The sequence below is a fragment of the Burkholderia sp. NFPP32 genome (assembly GCF_900119325.1).
Taxonomy (GTDB): domain Bacteria; phylum Pseudomonadota; class Gammaproteobacteria; order Burkholderiales; family Burkholderiaceae; genus Burkholderia; species Burkholderia pyrrocinia_C.
Map to the genome: position 1 here is coordinate 361,550 of NZ_FPJP01000002.1, position 18,003 is coordinate 379,552.

The following is an 18,003-nucleotide window of genomic DNA, read 5'->3' on the forward strand; positions in this document are numbered from 1 at the left end:
GTCAGTTCCCCAGGATCAGGCTGGCATTGCTGCCGCCGAAAGCGAACGAATTGCTCATCACATACTGTCCCGATGCCTCGCCGGCCAGCCGGCGTTCCGTTTGTACGAAATCCAGCGCCGGCAACGCCGGATCGGCCTCGCCGTCCCAAACGTGCGCCGGCAGCGACAACCCGCGGGCGAGCGTCAACCAGCCGAATGCGAGTTCGGTCGCGCCCGCCGCGCCGAGCAGGTGCCCCGTGAGCGGCTTCGTTCCGCTCGCGGGTACGCCGGCGGGAAACACCCGCGCGGTCACGCGCGCTTCCATCTCGTCGTTCAGGCGCGTTGCCGTCGCATGCAGGTTCACGTAGCCGATCGCAGACGGTGTCACGCCCGCGTCGGCGAGCGCCGCGCGCAGCGCGTCCTCCGCGCCGAGTCCGGCCGGGTCCGGTGCCGAGATGTGATGCGCGTCGCTCGATTCACCGACACCGGCAAGCCGCACCGCGGCTTCGTCGCGGCTCATCACGAACACGGCCGCGCCTTCGCCGATATTGATCCCGCATCGGTTACGGCTCATCGGATTGGTCCGCGTCGGGCTGACCGATTCCAGCGACGCAAAGCCCTGCAACGTCATCTCGCACAGCGTATCCGCGCCGCCGACGATCACCGCATCGCACAGGTTCAGGCGCAGCAGGCGACGCGCCGCCGCGAACGCCTTCGCGCTCGACGTGCAGGCAGTCGACACCGTATAGGCCGGCCCCGCCAGGCCCAGCGCCGCCCGTACGAACGGTGCGGCGGTCCCGATTTCCATCTGCCGGTAATCGAATCCGGGCGGCATCGCGCCGGTCGCCGCTCGCTGCGCGAACGCGTCCTCGGCCGCGCGAATGCCGGACGTGCTGGTGCCGATCACGACGCCGATCCGGCGCGGCCCGTGACGCGCCACCACCGCATCGACGGCAGGAGCGATCTGCGCGAGCGCTGCCAGCAGCAGGCGATTGTTGCGGCAGTCGAAATGCGCCAGCTGTGCGGGCGGCGCGATATCGAGCGGCGAGCACACCTGCCCGACCCAGCCACGGGAGGGTTCTGCCGCGTGCGGGCCCATGCCTGGCGACATGCCGGTGCGAAGTGCATCGGCGATCTCGTCGACGGACCCGCCGAGCGCATTGACCATGCCGAGTGCCGACAGATAGACGGGCGCCTGTGTCAGGTTCATGCGCGATTCTCCGTATGGGACGGTGTCGCGAGCGGCGCGAACAGTACCGAAAACACGATGCCCAACGCGAGCGTCGTACCGAAGCTGCGCAATGCCGGCATCGCACTCACGCCCAGCATGCCGAACGACAGCAGCGTCGTCGCGGCGGACAGCAGCACGCCGGTCCAGACGGCGCCGAGATCGGCCGCGTCCCGCATACACCCTTCGCGCAGGAATACTGCATAATTCGCGCCCACGCCAAGCACCAGCATCAGCGCAAGCCAGTTGAACAGCGTAAGCGGCACGTTCGCATAGCCGAACACAGCCAGCGTCAGGCCGATCGCCAGCACGACCGGCAGCGTCGTCGCAAGACCGCCGCGCACGCCATAACGCCACGCCAGCAGACCGGCGACCACGACGAGCGCGCCGGCGAGCCACAAGCCGCTGTCGACGCGGTACGCACCGAACAGCCTCGACACGCTCGCGGCCTTGTCGACCCATGTCACGCCCGGCAGGCCGCGCGCGATCGCTTCGAACGACGCGACGTCCGTCGCGTCGGCCCGTTCGGGAATCGCAATCGCCGCGTACACGGGATCGCGCTCGCCAACCTTGCCGAGCCACAGATGGCGGAACGGCGCCGACCATTGCGCGGCCAGCCACGTATCGACCGACAACGATGCCCGTGCGTCGCGAGCGAACGCGTCAATCCACGCATGCGCGACATCGTCGCGGAATCCCGCCTGTTCGAGCGTCGCGCGCAACGCCGCCGGATCCGCGAACACGCGTTCGGCCAACACCGCGCGATTGCGCGCCTGCTGCCGCGCCGACGGCACGAATGCCGCGATCGACTGGACCCGGCCGACATGCAGCGGCGCCAGCGACGCGACGAGCGAGGCCGATCGTTCGAGCACGTCTTCCGGTGTCGCGCCCTGGACCACGAAGAATCTGGCCGTGTTCTCGAGGCCGACCGCCGCGCGAATTTCGCCCTCCTGGCGCACCAGGTCCGGATCGCGCTGGATCAGCAACTGGATGTCGTCGTCGCTACGCAGCGCGATCCAGCCCGGCACCGCGACGAGAGCGAGCAGCACCGCGGCCGCCATCGCACGCCGCCCGCCCAGCACGGATCGCCAACCTGCCAGCACGCGCGCGGCACACGCAAACACGCGTGCAGGCGTTCGCTTCGGCGCCTGTGTGAGCATCAGCGGCAGAAACCCCGTTACGGCCGCGAACGCGGCCGCAATGCCGACCATCGCGAAGCAGGCGATCTGCTTCAGTGCCGGAAACGGCACCCACATCAGGATCGCGTAGCCGAGCAGGCTCGTCGCGAGCGCAACCGCGAGCGCAGGTCGCACGGCAGCCGCGCCCCGTCGCGCGTCCCACTGCTTTCCGGCGGATAGATGAACGACGAAATACTGGATCGAATAATCGACCGCTTCGCCGATCAGGCTCACGCCGAACACGAGTGTCAGGAGATGCAGCTTGCCGAACACGAGCAGCGTCGCCGCGAGTGCGCAGGCGATGCCGAACGCCGTGGATGCAAACGCCAGCACCAGCAGGCGCGGCGTGCGGAACACGCTCGTCAGCAGCAATGCGATTCCGATGAGCGACACTGCGCCGATCACGTGCACGTCGCGCTCCGCGCTCGCGCGCGCGGCTTCCGCGTAAAACACCGCGCCGGCACGATCGATTCGCGCGCCCGGATAATCCGTGCCGACCGAGCGCTCCGCATCGGCGGTCGCGTCACGCACCGCCCGCTGGACTTTCGATTCGTATGCCGAACCGGCAAGCGACGTCATCACGAGCACGCCCGTGACGCCGTCGCTGTGCGACACGAGCATCCCGTCCTCGAGCGCGAGATTCGACGTTGCCAGCGGCAGGCCCGCGAGCCAGTGCTGGAGCCAGCCGAACGGATCGTCCGCGACGGCGGTCGGCAGGCCGTCGGCCGGCGGCCCGTAAAGTCGCCGGGCCAGCCGGTCGGCAAGCGCTGCGTCGCCTCGTTCGAGCGACGCGCGATCGGCCTCGGTCAGCAATCCGAAGCGGGCCGGCAGATAGGTCGCCGCGATCTGCGACACGTCGAACGGGGGCACCTCGACCGTCACCGAGCGAAACGCACCGCTATGCGCGAGCCGGGCACCGAACTGCTTTGCGGCGACTTTCGCGCGCGCAGCGTCGCGGTCGGTCACCAGATAGACGGTGCGGCCGCCGAGCATGTTGCCGATCGTCTCGACCGCCTTCTCGGCCACCGGATTCGCCTCGGTCGCGGGCAGCAGCGCCAGCAGGTTCGTCTGCAACGGCGACGGCCCCATGAAACGCCAGATGCAGTAAAGCACGACGACGAGTGCGACCAGTGCCCACGCGGCGCAGCGCAGCCGGCGCCGGACAAGCCTGGCCGGGACGTCGATCGCGTCGCGCGTTTCGCTCATCAGCGCGTCCCCAGCCACGCGCGCTCGGCCGGCGCGGGACCGTCCACCGGCGTCGCCCGCGTGAATTCGAGCGTGGTTACGTTACCGTTCGCGAACGTCATGTCGAGCCGGCCGAGATACGTGCCGCCGCCCATCTCGATCGTGCGGACCGCCTGCGCGAGCTGCGGCTGGTTAGGTCGAAGGAGCATCCGCCAGCGTTCGCGCGTGCCGCTCGCTTCGACGTCGAATTGCGCGTACAGCGCCGACAGATCGCCGCCGAGCATGTCTCGCATCATCCGCGACACCTGCGCGACGCCGCGGCCGTTGCCGCTCGGCGCGACAAGCCGGCCATCGGCCCCGACTTCGCGCACGCCGCCATCGGTAATCACGTAGGTCGCCTGGTACGGCGTCTGGATCCGCCACACGACACCCGACGCTCGATCGAACAGCATCGAGCCCGTGCTGACGAGCGGCTGCTTCATCGCCGCGAGCGTCTGGGTCTGCCGAAAATCGGCGCGGATTGCGCCGACTCGCGCCAGCCTCGCCGCGATGTCGGACACGAGCGCGGTGTTCTCGGGCCGCGCCGCAGCCGGCGCTGTCGACGCGGCCGGAGCCGCGTGCGCAATACCCGCAACGAACGTCGCGCATACGCCGAGCGCCGCGAGAAATCCCCGGTAGCCACTGTTCGTCGTCATCGCGCCTGCACCCGTTCGATCAACGCTGCCGGCGAAACGAACTGCAACTCCCGCGTCGCGGCGTCGATGGCCAGCTGGACCGTGTACCCTTTCGTCAGGCGCTCGCCCGACCCGGCATCGACGATTTCGTAGCCGATCCTCAGCCGGTTCTCGAATTCGAGCAGCGTTGTGCGCACATCGAGCTGCTGGCCGTAGGTCGCCGGCCGCACGTACTTCAGGTGCGCTTCGACAACCGGCCACATGTAACCCGACGCCAGCATTGCCGGATAGTCGTAGTCGATCATCCGCAGCAACGCCGCGCGCCCGCTTTCGAAATACTTCAGATAGTGGCCGTGCCAGCAGACGTTCATCGCGTCGACGTCGTGAAACGGGACTTCGACACGGGCCGTCGCCGTCAGCGGCGCTCCCGGCGCATTCATGCGGCCTCCCTGCAAGACGATGCACCGATCGGGTCGCAGGCGGCGAGCCGGGCAGTCAACGCGCGCAGCTCGGCTTCCAGCGGCCGGTCCTCCACCACCAGCGGCGAACGGCTGCCCACGTCGTCGACGAACGCGCGCAGCGCGGGCGACAGGTGCGTGCCGGCGGCATCCCGCTGGCGCAGCCGCACGGCCTGCACGGTCGCGAGCACATGCGCCGCTGCAACCTGCTCCGTCAGCGCGAGCACGCGCAGGCAATCGCGCGCCGCGATCGTGCCCATGCTCACCTTGTCCTGGTTGTGCGACTCCGTGGAGCGCGAGAACACGCTCGCCGGCATCGTGTGCTTCAGCGCTTCCGCCGTCCATGCCGATGCGGAGATCTGCACCGCCTTGAAGCCATGATTGATGGCCGCGCGATCGCCCGTCGCGCCCGTCAGGTTGCGCGGCAAGCCGTTGCTGAACTTGTCGTCGACGAGCAGCGCGAGCTGGCGGTCCATCAGGTCCGCGAGATTGGCCACCGCCGTTTTCAGCGCGTCCATCGCGAACGCGATGTGACCGCCGTAGAAATTTCCCCCGTGCAACACGCTGCCGTCGTCAGGATCGATCAACGGATTGTCGTTGGCGCTGTTCAACTCGTTCTCGACATCGCGACGCACCCACGTCAGCGCGTCGCGCGTCACGCCAATCACATGCGGCGCGCAGCGCACCGAATAGCGATCCTGCAGACGGTGCCCCGGCGTGTCGTCGCGACCGGCCAGGTCCGCGCGTATCCAGGCCGCCGCCTCGGCCTGCCCGGCATGCGGCTTCGCGTCGAACAGCCGCGCGTCGAAGTGCGCGGCGCGGCCGTCGAGCGCGACGGTCGTCAGCGCGGTCAGGCGCGCGGCGATGCGCGTCAGGTGGTCGGCGCGCGCGAACGCGAGGCAAGCGAGCCCCGTCATCACCGCCGTGCCGTTCATCAGCGCGAGGCCCTCCTTCGGCGCCAGTTGCAGCGGCGCGTGGCCGATCGTGCTCCAGACATCGCGCGCCTCGCATTCGGCGCCGTCGAACAGGACGGTGCGCTCGCCGGCCAGCGCGGCCGCGACATAGGACAACGGCGTCAGGTCGCCGCTCGCGCCGACGGAACCTTCGGACGGAATCCGCGGCAGGATCCGATGATTCACGAGGTCGGCCAGCCGTTCGAGCAGCATGAATCGCACTCCCGAATAGCCGAACGCGAGCGAATTGAGCCGCGCGGCGACGATCGCCAGCGTCTGCTGCGCATCGAACCAGTCGCCCATCCCGCACCCGTGATAACGCGTCAACTGCAGCGGCAGCGCCTCGACGAGCGCCGGCGGCACGTCGACAACACACGCGTCGCCGTATCCGGTGGTCACGCCATACAGGATCCCGCCGCCGGCGAGGTAATCGCGCAGCCGCGCCGCGCCGCGCTCGATGCGCTCGCGCCAGCCGATATCCGCATTCAGCTTCACCGGTGCGCCGCCGCGGGCGATCGCGACGACATCCTCGATGGTCAGATGCCGTGCGCCGATCACGACCGGCGCATGGGCCGTTTCGGACCGCGCCGCGGCGGGTGCGTGCAATTCGTCGGTCACGTTATGTTCGGCCACGCGGACCTCCATCGGGCCGCGCCCAGAAATCGAAGAAATTGAACCATTGGTAGGGAGCCTTGCGGCAGTAATGCTCGAGCCGTTCGGCATAGCGCTGCGCCCATGCGGCCACATGTCCCGAGCGGTCGCGGCGCGGCAGCTCGATGCGATCGGCGAACGGTTCGAAGTAGAGCCGGTAACCTCGCCCCTCTTTCAGACAGAAGAACAGGTAAACCGGGCATTCGAGCGCGTGCGCCAGGATGTACGGCCCCTGTGCAAACGGCGCGGCGGCGTCGAGAAAGCACGCATCGACCGTCTTGCCCGCATCGTGCGGCGGCACGCGATCGCCGACGATCACGAGCAGTTCGCCCGCATCGATGCGCGACTGCATCATGAGCGCCGTGTCCGGCCCGAAATCCGTCACCTGGACGAGTTGCTTGCCGAAATCCCGGCTCGTCTTCGCCAATATCTCGTTGAAGCGCTGCGCGTGCTCCGTATAGACCACCGCTGTCACTTTCGTATGCGCGTCGCGCAATGCAAGTGCCCGCGTCATCTCCAGATTGCCGAGATGCGCGCCGATCACGAGCGCGCCGCGCCCGCTGGCGGCCAGTGCATCGAACGCCGACGCGTCGTCGAAGCGAACGTCGAATTCGTCGAGCCGGCCGGACCACGCGACGAACTTGTCGAAGCCCGATTGCGCGAACGCGAGCATGTGCCGGTACGCGGTGCGCCAGCCCGGACGCGGTGCCGCGCCCACGCCGCCCGCCCCGCGCAGGCGCGTGAAATAGGCGTTCGAAGCGACGCGCGCGGCGCGGTTGGTCAGCACGAAGTAGCCGACGATCGGATACAGCCACATCGACGTGATACGCGTGCCGAACCAGCGGCAGCTCAATGCCAGCAGCGCCATCCCGACGCGGCTGCCGCGTTCCGGCATGCGCCACCACGACTGCGCCCGGCCCGCGCCCGGCGAGCCGCGTCGCCGGCACAGCCGACGCGCGATCAACCACGGTGCGCGTGCCAGCATGCCCAGCGCCAGTCGCGTATGGCTCGCGCTGATGCGCACGTTATCGCGCAATACATCGAAATGCGACACGCCGTCTTCCGGATAAACGACACGCGTCGGAATCGTCCGGAACGTCATGCCGCGCCAGTGAAGCCGTACCAGCACCTCGCTGTCGAACGCCATCCGCTTCGGCATCGGCACCGTGTCGATCAATGTGCAGACCGCATCGACCGGATAGAGGCGGAATCCGCACATCGCGTCGGGAATATCCAGCGACAGCGTCTCGATCCAGACCCACACGTGCGTCAGATAGCGGCCGTACAGGCGCGCTTTCGGCACGCTTGCATCGAAACATGGACGGCCGAGCACGACCGCGTCCGGTTCCGCTTGCGCGGCCGCGACGAACTTCGGCACATCGGCCGCGTCATGCTGCCCGTCGGCGTCGATCTGGATCGCATGCCGGTAACCGCGCTCGCGCGCCGCGCGCAATCCGGCCATCACCGCCGCCCCCTTGCCGCCATTCACCGTCAGCCGCAGCAAGGTCATGCAGTCCGCATACCGCACGGCCAGCCCGGCCAGTGTCTGCTGCGTCGGCCCGTCGCTGCCATCGTCGACCACGATGATCGGCAGCCCGTGCACGGCAAGCCGCGCGAGCGTATCGCCGATCGCGTCGCGATGGTTGTAGATCGGGATGACGATACAGACGCCGGTCATTGCATCGCCTCGCCATAAACGAGCGTACCCGACGTGCATTCGCGCGCGCCGCGCCGGAACGCAAAGCGCACGCATCCGCGTGCCGGATCGTGCGCGAGGCGCAGTGCGAGCACGGCGCCCGGCGGAACCGGCGCCTTGAACTTCAGATGATCGATCGAGCGGACCGCGAGCGCTGTATCGAACGCGCGGCCGGCAAGCCGGGCGGCCCAATCGATCTGCACGACGCCGGGGAGAATCGGCATGCCGGGGAAATGACCATCGAAATGCGCGAGCGCCGCCGGCACGCGCAGTTCGTAATGCAGGCTGTCGGCGTCGAGCCACTCGGCCAGCAGTTCAAAACCCTCCGCCGTCGGTGCGAACGCGGCCGCGAGCGTCGACGCCGGCAGCTTGCCGCGCGCATCGAACGGCATCGTGCAGCGGAACCGCCAGTAGCGCGGCAACGCGGCTGCGTCGAAATACTCGCCGAGGTCGTGCCGCAACGCCGCGGCGAGTGCCACGCGGCCGTCGGTCTTCAATATCTGGCGGCCGGTGTCGGTCAATACCGCGACCACGCCGATGTGCGCGCGCGATGTGCCTTCGACGACCGTCGCCGCGGCCTGTCCGATATACGGATGCTGGAGAATCCGCGTTTCGAGTTCGGGCAGCGACACGCGCTTGCCATCGAGCTTCACCACGCGATCGCGACGCCCCGTCAATTCGAAACGTCCCTGCCGATCGAAGCGTGCGGTATCGTCGGTGCGATGCCAGTCGTCGTGACCGAGATGCGCGGAGCGCACGATCAGCGCGCCGTCGTCGTCGCGACGCACATCGATTCCCGCCATCGGCTGCCACGCGCTCGTCAGATCCTGACGGCGCCACGCGATGCCGCCCGTCTCGGTGCTGCCGAATATCTCGAACGGCGCGGCGCCGAAGGCCGCCGAATACACCAACGCCGTTTCCTCAGGCAACGGGCCGCCCGACGAGAAGAACAGGCGCGGCGCGGGATCCTGCATCGGAAAACCCGGCAATGCCGGCCAGCGCATCAATTGCGACGGTGTCGATATGACGATGGCGTCGCCGTATGCCGCAAGCCGCTGCTGCAGTTGCTGCGGTTCGAGCACCGACGCGCGGTCGAACGCGCGTCCGACCGCCAACGGCCACAGGATTCTGAAAAGCAGTCCGTAGATATGGTGATGCGGAACGCTCGACAGCGCGACCGCCGCGCCGACCTGCCCGCCCCATTCGCGTTGCAGCGTCCGCACCTCGGCATCGAACTGGGCCAGCGACTTGCGCACCGGTTTCGCGGCGCCGCTGCTGCCCGATGTGTAGAGCGTGATCGCCGCATCCGGTGCGATCGCGCGCCCAGCGGCCTCGATGCCCCCCACGCACTCGCGCGCGCATTCCGCCAGCGCTGCCGCGTCGAGCAGCAGATCGTACGCGTGCGCGAGTTCGTGCAAGTAACCGGGAGCCGCACTGGCCGGAATCACCGTTTCGTTCGCCGCCGCCATCGTGGCGAAGAACGCGCACGCGAAATCGTATGGATCGTCGACACAGACCGCGACGCGACGCGCACCGGCGGCTTCGATCGTTCGCGCGATCGCTTCCGTACGGGCGCGCAAGTCGGCCAGCGTGAAATATGCGTCACCGTCGCGGCAGACGATCGTGGCCGCGTCCGCGTCGGCGCGCAGAAGGTCGTGCAACGCCATCATGCGACGTCCCCCCCGCCGGAGCGCGCCGTTATGACCACGCGGCGCCAGAGCCATTCGCCGGCGAGCAACGCACCGATCAGCACGTAGACGATCGCGCCGTTATAGAGCGCCCACGCAGACCGACTCCAGTACAGCGCCGTATAGATGGAAAACCCGCCATTCACGATGAAGAACGCACACCAGATCTGCGTGACACGCCGCGTATAGCAAACGATCGTCTGGCTCGGCTCGGGATACCTCAGCCGCGCGAATTTCTCGATCATCGTCGGGCCGCGTTGCAGCGTCGCGCCGAATGCAACCAGCAGGCCGGCGCTCACGCACGCCGGATAGAAACGGAGAAGGCGCTCGCTGTCCGTCACGGCGATCGCGAGCGACAGGACGGTCAATGCACCTGCCACGCACCAGTCGTGCGCAGTGAGCCGTTTGAGCGCCATCGCGAACGCCCCTTTCCCGATCGTGCGCTGCACCCACAACAGCACGAACAGCAGGCAGCCGACATAGCGCGGCGTCAGCATCTGCCACGCGAACAGGATGACGAGCGGATACGCGAGCGCCAGTGCCGCTCGCGCTGCAACACCGACCCAACGCGGCCGGACAGTGCCGGTCACTCGCATATGCGCAACCGATGTCATCCGGCGCGTGCAAGCAACGCGTGAACCGCGGCAATCACGTCGCCGACGGTTCGCACCGACTTGAACTCTTCCGGCTTGATGCGCTGGCCCGTCATTTCCTGAAGCTTGATGGCGAGATCGACTGCATCGATGCTGTCGAGATCGAGTTCGTCGAACAGATGCGTATCGGCAGTCACGCGCTCCGGTTCGATCGCGAAGTTCTCATGAAAGATGGCGCGGATGCGCTCAAGGATTTCTGCGTCGGTCACGTGTCACACCCCTTTTGCCGGCACGGCTTCCTGCGGCGCGTGATGCGCCTGCTGACTCACGATGAACGCGGCCAGCGTATTGATCGAACGAAAATGCGCCTTCGCGTGCTCATCGTTCGCCGCGATCGACAGTTGAAATTTTTTGCGCAGCATGATCCCGACTTCCAGCGCGTCGACCGAATCCAGTCCGATTCCGTCGGTCGAGAAAAGCGGCACGTCGTCGCCGATATCGTCGATGGTCATGTCGTTGAGATCGAGCATCTCGATCAGAAGCTGCTTAATTTGCAGTTTTAAAGTATCCATGCCGAAACAGGTGTTGGGTAATGTGCGTTTCCACTTCGTGCGCGATAGTGCGGGCTGCGATCGACGGCGACACTGCGCCGCCAGTCAACCCATCCGTATCCATCGGATCGAGCACGTCGATCCGCATGCGGAACGCGCGCGACGGCACGTGATACCAGCGCAGCGTCTTGGTGAATACCGGTGGATCGCAATCGATCAGGACCGGCAGGATCCGGGCGCGCGACTGCAGCGCCATGTGCGCGAAGCCACGCGAAAACGCGTGCAGACGGTCGCCGCCGGGGCTGCGCGTGCCCTCGGGAAAGATGATCATCGTGTAGCCGGCCGCCAGTTGCCGCGCGCCGGACTCGACCAATTCGACGGCATCGGCGTTGCTCACGTATTCGGCCGCCCGGACGATACCCCAGAAGCATGGATTGCCCCAGTGCCCGCGCTTGACCACGCAGCATGCTTTCGGCGTCAACGACAACAGCACCATCACGTCGAGCCAGGTCGGATGATTGGCGACGACGATTGCCGGACCGCCTTCGCCAAGGCGCGATACGCCGGACACCTCCAGCCGCATCACGCCGACGCGTTGCAGCAATGCGACCAGCAGACGAAAGAAGTAGTGGATGACAAGCGTTACGACTCGCTGACGCGAGCGTCGATGCGGCCACAGCGCCCCGGCAGCGGCGGCGAGCAGCGAGAAAACCGATCCGCACAGCACGAAGAAGGCCAGGCTGGCGCCGGTCGCGAAGAGCCGCCAGCCGAAATCAAGCCGCGCGATCATGCCAGCTCCAGCGCCAGTACGCGTCGCCGCCGCGCCATGCCGTGGCGACACGTTCGGCCAGGCAATGCCGGACCGCCGCGCTCTGCGTATCGGCCTCCACACTGCCAGCCGCCGGCGAATCGTTTGCGCTGTCGATCGCGACGTCGCAGGTCAAGTAGCCGGCCGGCGCAGTCGCGTCGACCAGGATCGCGATTCCCCCGCTTTGCGGATCGTCCCCGACATCGCCGTAGACAGTGTCGGCCGGCTCATGCGCATGAACGAGCAGCACCGGCGACACGGAAGACGTTTCGTATTGGCAAAATGCCTCGAGCAGCGCATAGCCGAGGGTTTCGTGCCCGGCGGCGACTGCCGTCGCAGGCGATCGGTCGCGACGGGCGATACCGAAGATGCCCGTGACCGCGTTGAGTACCGACAGGCTGAAGGCCGTCGGGGAAACGGGCTCGCCGGCCTGAATAGCATCGAGAATGGTTGTCGTGCGCGCCAGTTCGCCGTGGCGTGACGCAAATACCACGCGCAATGCACCCGTCACGTCCGCACAGTCGCAAGCGGCCTGCAGCGCGAGCCGCGACAATCGGCTCAATCGACGACGCACCATCGGATCGAGGGCTTCGACGCCCGGCACCCCCGCGGTCGAAATCGACGTCCATCTGGCGATCGGCATGGTCCAATGCAAATCAGCCATTATTATTCTCGATTAGACTTGTTTTCTTTGGGGTTTTTTCGTATTCCGCGTCATCGGGTGTCCGACGGCCGATTGCTATTTTCGCCGAAACGCGCAGACAGCGCAGCATGCCCATCGGGAAAACAAAGGAAAATCGCCGGACGACGCAGCAGCCGGATTATCAATCAGCATTACTTAATCACCGGCATTCCGGTGGGGGCGAACTGTAACAGACGGGTTACAAAAAATCAACATCGGACGGCAGCGAGTCCGGGACATTTAAAATGATTTGTCAATCGGCCAAAATTTCGCCTCACCCAATATTGTTCGTGATCCGCAACGCGCACCACGCGCCGGTTGGGCCGGGCATAGGCCGGAAAGCAAATTGCACGGTGAGATAAAATGCGGGGCACACCGAATATCCGCCGGCCGTTTGACGGTCCGCCGACGCCCGCCATTTCAGCCGCACCTCAAAATTGACTGCTGTGAACCCGATGCAGAATCGCACGCCCTCCCTTCGATGAGTTATACGCTCGCCACTGCCACTACCCGGGAACTCGAGATCCGCAAGAGCCGCTTCATCGCGCACGCGATTCCCGTCGACGACCGCGACGCCGCGATGCAGGTGCTGCAGCGCCTGCGCAACGAGCATCCGACCGCCACCCACGTTTGCTGGGCGTTGCTGGCGGGTGGCCAGTCGGGCATGTCGGATGACGGCGAGCCGTCGGGCACCGCGGGCCGGCCGATCCTCGAAGTGCTTCGCCATCACGATCTCGACGGCGTGCTCGGCGCGGTCGTGCGCTACTACGGCGGCGTGAAGCTCGGCGCGGGCGGTCTGGTGCGCGCGTATACGGATGCGATCGCATCGGCGCTGCTCGATGCCGAGCGCATCGAACGCATCCGCCAGACGCGACTCGCGATCGAGATCGGCTATCCCGAGGAAGCGCGTGTGCGCCGCTGGATCGAACAGGCCGGGTATGAACTGGTGGACAGCGCGTACGGGATGACGGTGAAGCTCGTGATCAAGCTGCCGGAGACCGCCGAGGCCGATGCGAGAACCGAGTTGTTCGACCTGACGCAGGGGCGGTCGGGGTTTCCGGATCTGTAACGAACTGACGCGCCTCCTCCCGCCTCGCCATCACGGCCTCATGCAAATTCAGCCGAAAATTCAGATACGTCCGATAGAAAAACGGCGCGCCGAGTCCTAATCTCACCGGGTTCCCGGCGACACGCTCCGCAAATGCGCTGCCGGCAGGCCGGAGCACGCTGCGTGAGATGCGCCTCCGGCCAAGGCAGCACGCCATGGCCGGGCGTGCTGCCATGCAGCTCATCACGCGTCGCCAATAATCAAATCAGCCACGGGATAACGGACGCATGCAGCAAATCCAAAAACTGCAAGCCCAGCTTGCGGAACTCGATCAGCGCATCAAGGCGGCACGGTGCCGCGAACGCAATGCGGTGCTGGAGCAAGTGCGCGAACTCGTCACGAGCTACGCGCTGACCGCACGTGAAATCTTCGGTCACGGTTACAGCGACCGTGCGAAGCTGTTCACCGTCGGCATGAAGTATCGCGACCCGGTGACGGGCGCAACGTGGAGCGGGCGCGGCCGCGCACCCACATGGATTGCCGGGCGCGACCGGGCCGCCTTCCTGATCCGGGAGTAACGCGCGCCGCCTTGCGCGGCTCGCCCCTCGCCGCCGCCCAAACCCGCCCAGCCGCTCAGTAAATATCCGGCACGATCATGTTGTCCGGCACCGGCCGGCGGATGTAATCCTCGTGATGCTCGCGCTGCGGCAGGTCGATCGTCGGGCGCGGCACGTCGTGATACGGCACCTGGCCCAGCAGGTGGTGGATGCAGTTCAGCCGCGCGCGCTTCTTGTCGACCGCCTGCACGACCCACCACGGCGCCTCGGGAATATGCGTGCGCTGCAGCATCTCTTCCTTCGCAGCCGTATAGGCCTCCCAGCGGCGGCGGCTTTCGAGGTCCATCGGGCTCAGCTTCCACTGCTTCAGCGGATCCTGGATCCGGGCCTGGAAGCGCACCTCCTGCTCGTGATCCGTGATCGAGAACCAGTACTTGACGATCTGGATCCCGCTGCGCACGAGCATCTTCTCGAACTCGGGCACCGACCGGAAAAACTCCTCGTACTCGTCGTCGGTACAGAAATTCATCACGCGCTCGACGCCCGCCCGGTTGTACCAGCTGCGGTCGAACAGCACGATCTCGCCGCCGGCCGGCAGATGCGCGACATAGCGCTGGAAGTACCATTGCGTGCGCTCGCGGTTGTTCGGCGCGGGCAACGCGGCGACCCGGCAGACGCGCGGGTTCAGGCGCTGCGTGATGCGCTTGATCACGCCGCCCTTGCCCGCCGCGTCGCGCCCTTCGAAAATGACGATGAGCCGGTGCCCGGTGGTCATGACCCAGTCCTGCAGCTTCACGAGTTCGCCCTGCAGCCGGAACAGCTCGCGGAAATACTCCTTGCGCGCCTCGCGACGCTCCAGCGAGAACAGCAGGTCCTCGCCGTTGTCGAAGCGGCGGTCGTCGAGCTCCATCTCGAGCTCTTCGTCGTAAGCATCGACGAGGTCTTCCTCGAAGCGGCGCCGACGCGTCTCGATCGATTCCATATCGGTGAGGTTGTCGGTCTCGGTGCGGGTATCGTTATCGCCCATGGGGCCTCCTTCCATCATTGACGCAGCCTAACTCGGCCATTATCTCAGTGTCGCGCGTCAATTTGATGAAAAAACGCCGGCCGTGCCCGTCGGATCTGGCGCGATGCGGTAACGCAGGCGCGATCACCGCGCGTCAGCCGGGCGACGGCGGCACGACCGTATCCCCCGACCGGATCCTGTTTCGAGGATGCGCCCGCAGCCATCGCGGCGCAAATCTCCGGATTCATCCGGACCACCGGCTGAGTGCGTTGCGCGACCGGGCCCGACACCCGGCCGCGCAACGGCGTGCGCACCCGCTGTCGCGAACGCGCACGCATCGCATCACGTCAGTGAATCACCCGCGTCACCCCACGCCCGCGCGGGTCGGCCATCGCCTCCGGCGTCTTGCCGTCGATCTTGATCACCTGGATGTCGCCGCTGAAGTCCTGCCCCTTCAACGTGTAGCCACGCGCCTCGATCTGCTTCGCGAGTTCGCCTTCGATCGGGTGGTACGGCTCCCAGAAGATCGTGTTCGGCGGCAGCAGCTGGTGATGGAAGCGCATCGCGCCGACGGCTTCCTTCAACGGCATCTTGAAGTCGTAGATGTTGTTGATCACCTGGAAGATCGACGTGAAGATACGCGAGCCACCCGGCGTGCCGATCACGAGCGACACCTTGCCGTTCCTGGTCATGATCGTCGGCGACATCGACGACAGCGGGCGCTTCTTCGGTTCGATCGCGTTCGCGTCGCTGCCGACCACGCCGAACATGTTCGCGACGCCCGGCTTCGCGGAGAAGTCGTCCATCTCGTCGTTCAGCACGATGCCCGTGCCGTCGGCGATCACGCCCGAGCCGAAATAGCCGTTGATCGTGTACGTGTTCGACACCGCGTTGCCCCACTTGTCGACGACCGAGAAGTGCGTCGTTTCGGCCTTCTCCGGCATCGTCGTGCCGAGGCCCGGCTGCACGCTCTTCGTGTCCGACGGCTCCTTCGGGTTGACCTCGCCCGCGCGCTTCGCGATGTACGCGTCGTCGGTCAGTTGCGCGATCGGTACCTTGTAGAAGTCGGGATCGCCGAGATACTGCGCGCGATCGGCGAACACGCGCTTCTCGATTTCCGCGACGAGGTGGATGTACTGCGGCGAGTTGAGCTTCACGCCCTCGAAATCCTGCTTGCGGTCGGCCTTCATCTTCAGCAGCTGCACGAGGCCGATGCCGCCCGAACTCGGGGGCGGCGCGGTGATCACGTCATAGCCGTTCCACTTCGCCTGCACCGGCTGGCGCCACACCGCGCGGTATTGCGCGAGATCCTCGGTGGTGATCAGCCCGTTGCCGTCGCCGGTCTTCATCGAAGCCGCGATCAGCTCGGCCGTCTTGCCCTTGTAGAAACCTTCCGCGCCGTCGTTCGAGATTCGCGTAAGCACGTCGGCGAGGTCGGGCTGCTTGAAGTTCACGCCGGCCTTCAACCCGGAGAAGTACTTGTCGAAGTTGGTCTTGCCGCCGAACTCCTTCGACGCGTCGACGCCGCGCTGCGCGAGCTGCTCGTCGACGACGAAGCCGTCGCGCGCATAGTGGATCGCCGGCGCGAGCACCTGCTTCCACTTCAGCTTGCCGAAGCGCTTCTGCGCTTCCCACATGCCCGCGACCGTGCCCGGCACGCCAACCGCGCGCGGGCCGTACAGGCTCATGCCCTTGACGACGTTGCCGTCCTTGTCGAGGTACATGTCCTTCGTCGCGGCGAGCGGCGCGCGCTCGCGGTAGTCGATGAAGTACGGCTTGCCGTCCTTGTAGATTGTCATGAAGCCGCCGCCGCCGATGTTGCCGGCTTCGGGGTACGTGACGGCGAGCGTGAATGCGATCGCGACGGCCGCGTCGATCGCGTTGCCGCCTTCCTTGAAGATCCGCTCCGCGGCATCCGCGCTGTACTTGTCGGCCACCGCGACCGCCGAGCTCGTCAGCACCGCCGGTTGCGGACCTTTCGCATAGACGGGCGTGTTCGGCAGGAAACCGATGCCTGCCACCGTCGCGAGCACGACCGCGGATGATTTGAAGCGATTCAGCGTAGTCATTGCATGTCCCCCATGTGGATCTCCTTCAGGCAGGAAAAGCACCTGTCCGCTAATAGCCGCTGGCGCGCCGACGGCCATATGCCGGTTTCGTAGTATAGGGGGACAAAAAGGGTCGAACACGCGACACGGCGCGAAAGCCCATCGATCGGGTGCGTCCGGTCACGCGGCAGAGCAACAGCATGCATACGAACCGGTCGGAATTGCATGCGGTACGCGTCATCACGCAACGCACAAAACGGAAAGTTGCGAACTGCGCTGCATGCAACACATGCATACAAAAAAATCCGCGGACGTGCCGTCCGTTGCCCAGCCCGATCTGAGAAGATAGCGCCCCGCTTTCGTCGCATCATTTTCTTTCGTTCACGCGCCGCTTCACGTTTCTTCGTCTCATTCCCTATGGCATCACACAATGCGCATCATGCATCCGGCTTCGCGGCCGGCGTCGCCGCCGCCGTCCTCGTCGCGCAGACCGGCACAACGGGCCCGTGGCACGCGGGCATGCTCGCCGCGTTCGCCATGGGCGTCGCGGGCGGCACCGCGCCTGACTGGCTCGAAGTTGCATGGTGGACCCGCAAGCGGCGGCTGTGGATCACGCACCGCACCGTCACGCACTGGGGCATCGGCTGGATCGCGCTGCTCGCGCTCGGGTGGCACGGGCTCACCCATCATCCGCATCCGCTGTGGGCCGCGCCGCTGTTCGGCTTCGCGTGCGGCGGCGTGATGCACCTGCTCGCCGACTGGCCGAACCCGCTCGGCGTGCCGTGGATCTGGCGGCGCCATTCGCTCAACCTGTGGAACAGCGGGCATTGCGACCTGATCGTGGTGGCCGCCGCATGGGGCGGCACGCTGTGGCTCGCGCAATCGCTGTGGACGCGCGCACCGCTGCTCGAACACTGGCTCGGCTGGCTGCATCGCGTCTAGTCGCTTGAAGTGTCGCTTCGGCGCGATATCGGCGTGCCGGCACACACGCAACTTTACGTCCATTGAAAGTGCGGCGCA

The 18,003-nt window shown here is 66.4% G+C and carries 17 protein-coding genes; 3 read left to right on the plus strand and 14 right to left on the minus strand.

All coding sequences use genetic code 11. From position 1 onward, the window contains the following. Position 1 precedes the first annotated feature (1 nt). The 12 genes from BT264_RS05960 to BT264_RS06015 are packed head-to-tail and all read right to left on the minus strand — an operon-like array spanning position 2 to position 12,306. Positions 2–1,189 carry a beta-ketoacyl-[acyl-carrier-protein] synthase family protein gene (locus BT264_RS05960; protein WP_072436622.1) on the minus strand — a complete coding sequence of 396 codons (1,188 nt, stop codon included), beginning with the start codon at positions 1,187–1,189 and terminating at the stop codon, positions 2–4. Then, entirely contained in the window at positions 1,186–3,591 is a 2,406-nt protein-coding gene (locus BT264_RS05965) for an MMPL family transporter (RefSeq protein ID WP_072436621.1), read from the minus strand. Before BT264_RS05965 ends, BT264_RS05960 begins: the two co-directional genes overlap by 4 nt. After that, positions 3,591–4,265: a LolA family protein gene (locus BT264_RS05970; RefSeq protein WP_072436620.1), complete on the minus strand. Its 675-nt coding sequence runs from the start codon at positions 4,263–4,265 to the stop codon at positions 3,591–3,593. Before BT264_RS05970 ends, BT264_RS05965 begins: the two co-directional genes overlap by 1 nt. Then, on the minus strand, positions 4,262–4,684 hold the full coding sequence (locus tag BT264_RS05975) for an acyl-CoA thioesterase (RefSeq protein WP_072436619.1): 423 nt from the start codon (positions 4,682–4,684) through the stop codon (positions 4,262–4,264). The genes BT264_RS05970 and BT264_RS05975 overlap by 4 nt, the downstream gene beginning before the upstream one ends. After that, positions 4,681–6,288 (minus strand): HAL/PAL/TAL family ammonia-lyase, encoded by a 1,608-nt coding sequence (gene hutH / locus BT264_RS05980; protein ID WP_371287035.1) that lies wholly within the window; start codon positions 6,286–6,288, stop codon positions 4,681–4,683. The genes BT264_RS05975 and hutH overlap by 4 nt, the downstream gene beginning before the upstream one ends. After that, complete coding sequence (locus tag BT264_RS05985; RefSeq protein ID WP_072436618.1) at positions 6,275–7,984, minus strand: glycosyltransferase family 2 protein; 1,710 nt, start codon at positions 7,982–7,984, stop codon at positions 6,275–6,277. Before BT264_RS05985 ends, hutH begins: the two co-directional genes overlap by 14 nt. Next, the gene (locus BT264_RS05990) at positions 7,981–9,672 is read right to left on the minus strand and encodes an ApeI family dehydratase (RefSeq protein ID WP_072436617.1); all 1,692 of its coding nucleotides are present in this window, start codon (positions 9,670–9,672) and stop codon (positions 7,981–7,983) included. The genes BT264_RS05985 and BT264_RS05990 overlap by 4 nt, the downstream gene beginning before the upstream one ends. After that, positions 9,669–10,286: a COG4648 family protein gene (locus BT264_RS05995; RefSeq protein ID WP_256260571.1), complete on the minus strand. Its 618-nt coding sequence runs from the start codon at positions 10,284–10,286 to the stop codon at positions 9,669–9,671. The genes BT264_RS05990 and BT264_RS05995 overlap by 4 nt, the downstream gene beginning before the upstream one ends. Before the next feature lie 14 nt (positions 10,287–10,300). Further along, positions 10,301–10,552, minus strand: coding sequence for an acyl carrier protein (locus BT264_RS06000; protein WP_034179728.1), 252 nt, complete (start codon positions 10,550–10,552; stop codon positions 10,301–10,303). A gap of 3 nt (positions 10,553–10,555) precedes the next feature. Further along, positions 10,556–10,855 carry a phosphopantetheine-binding protein gene (locus BT264_RS06005; protein WP_034179729.1) on the minus strand — a complete coding sequence of 100 codons (300 nt, stop codon included), beginning with the start codon at positions 10,853–10,855 and terminating at the stop codon, positions 10,556–10,558. After that, positions 10,830–11,624 carry a lysophospholipid acyltransferase family protein gene (locus tag BT264_RS06010; RefSeq protein ID WP_072436615.1) on the minus strand — a complete coding sequence of 265 codons (795 nt, stop codon included), beginning with the start codon at positions 11,622–11,624 and terminating at the stop codon, positions 10,830–10,832. Before BT264_RS06010 ends, BT264_RS06005 begins: the two co-directional genes overlap by 26 nt. Continuing rightward, on the minus strand, positions 11,608–12,306 hold the full coding sequence (locus tag BT264_RS06015; RefSeq protein WP_072436614.1) for a beta-ketoacyl synthase chain length factor: 699 nt from the start codon (positions 12,304–12,306) through the stop codon (positions 11,608–11,610). Before BT264_RS06015 ends, BT264_RS06010 begins: the two co-directional genes overlap by 17 nt. Before the next feature lie 499 nt (positions 12,307–12,805). Between BT264_RS06015 and BT264_RS06020 the strand changes: the two genes are divergently transcribed. Continuing rightward, a complete protein-coding gene (locus BT264_RS06020) occupies positions 12,806–13,393 on the plus strand; it encodes an IMPACT family protein (RefSeq protein ID WP_072436613.1) in 588 nt (195 codons plus the stop codon). Between the two features lie 266 nt (positions 13,394–13,659). After that, positions 13,660–13,950 carry an H-NS histone family protein gene (locus BT264_RS06025; protein WP_072436612.1) on the plus strand — a complete coding sequence of 97 codons (291 nt, stop codon included), beginning with the start codon at positions 13,660–13,662 and terminating at the stop codon, positions 13,948–13,950. Positions 13,951–14,005: 55 nt separating this feature from the next. On the opposite strand, the gene ppk2 is transcribed toward BT264_RS06025, so the two are convergent. Continuing rightward, positions 14,006–14,956: a polyphosphate kinase 2 gene (gene ppk2, locus BT264_RS06030; RefSeq protein ID WP_072436611.1), complete on the minus strand. Its 951-nt coding sequence runs from the start codon at positions 14,954–14,956 to the stop codon at positions 14,006–14,008. Between the two features lie 326 nt (positions 14,957–15,282). Continuing rightward, on the minus strand, positions 15,283–17,004 hold the full coding sequence (gene ggt / locus BT264_RS06035) for a gamma-glutamyltransferase (RefSeq protein ID WP_072436610.1): 1,722 nt from the start codon (positions 17,002–17,004) through the stop codon (positions 15,283–15,285). 396 nt (positions 17,005–17,400) lie between these two features. Between ggt and BT264_RS06040 the strand changes: the two genes are divergently transcribed. Continuing rightward, complete coding sequence (locus BT264_RS06040; RefSeq protein ID WP_072436609.1) at positions 17,401–17,925, plus strand: metal-dependent hydrolase; 525 nt, start codon at positions 17,401–17,403, stop codon at positions 17,923–17,925. The last annotated feature ends 78 nt before the right edge of the window (positions 17,926–18,003 follow it).

Excerpts from the sequence above, each read along its gene's own strand:
- BT264_RS05960 (WP_072436622.1), bottom strand. The coding sequence starts at position 1,189 with ATGAACCTGACACAGGCGCCCGTCTATCTGTCGGCACTCGGCATGGTC.
- BT264_RS05965 (WP_072436621.1), bottom strand. The coding sequence starts at position 3,591 with ATGAGCGAAACGCGCGACGCGATCGACGTCCCGGCCAGGCTTGTCCGG.
- BT264_RS05970 (WP_072436620.1), bottom strand. The coding sequence starts at position 4,265 with ATGACGACGAACAGTGGCTACCGGGGATTTCTCGCGGCGCTCGGCGTA.
- BT264_RS05975 (WP_072436619.1), bottom strand. The coding sequence starts at position 4,684 with ATGAATGCGCCGGGAGCGCCGCTGACGGCGACGGCCCGTGTCGAAGTC.
- BT264_RS05985 (WP_072436618.1), bottom strand. The coding sequence starts at position 7,984 with ATGACCGGCGTCTGTATCGTCATCCCGATCTACAACCATCGCGACGCG.
- BT264_RS05990 (WP_072436617.1), bottom strand. The coding sequence starts at position 9,672 with ATGATGGCGTTGCACGACCTTCTGCGCGCCGACGCGGACGCGGCCACG.
- BT264_RS05995 (WP_256260571.1), bottom strand. The coding sequence starts at position 10,286 with ATGCGAGTGACCGGCACTGTCCGGCCGCGTTGGGTCGGTGTTGCAGCG.
- BT264_RS06005 (WP_034179729.1), bottom strand. The coding sequence starts at position 10,855 with ATGGATACTTTAAAACTGCAAATTAAGCAGCTTCTGATCGAGATGCTC.
- BT264_RS06010 (WP_072436615.1), bottom strand. The coding sequence starts at position 11,624 with ATGATCGCGCGGCTTGATTTCGGCTGGCGGCTCTTCGCGACCGGCGCC.
- BT264_RS06015 (WP_072436614.1), bottom strand. The coding sequence starts at position 12,306 with ATGGCTGATTTGCATTGGACCATGCCGATCGCCAGATGGACGTCGATT.
- BT264_RS06020 (WP_072436613.1), top strand. The coding sequence starts at position 12,806 with ATGAGTTATACGCTCGCCACTGCCACTACCCGGGAACTCGAGATCCGC.
- BT264_RS06025 (WP_072436612.1), top strand. The coding sequence starts at position 13,660 with ATGCAGCAAATCCAAAAACTGCAAGCCCAGCTTGCGGAACTCGATCAG.
- ppk2 (WP_072436611.1), bottom strand. The coding sequence starts at position 14,956 with ATGGGCGATAACGATACCCGCACCGAGACCGACAACCTCACCGATATG.
- ggt (WP_072436610.1), bottom strand. The coding sequence starts at position 17,004 with ATGACTACGCTGAATCGCTTCAAATCATCCGCGGTCGTGCTCGCGACG.
- BT264_RS06040 (WP_072436609.1), top strand. The coding sequence starts at position 17,401 with ATGGCATCACACAATGCGCATCATGCATCCGGCTTCGCGGCCGGCGTC.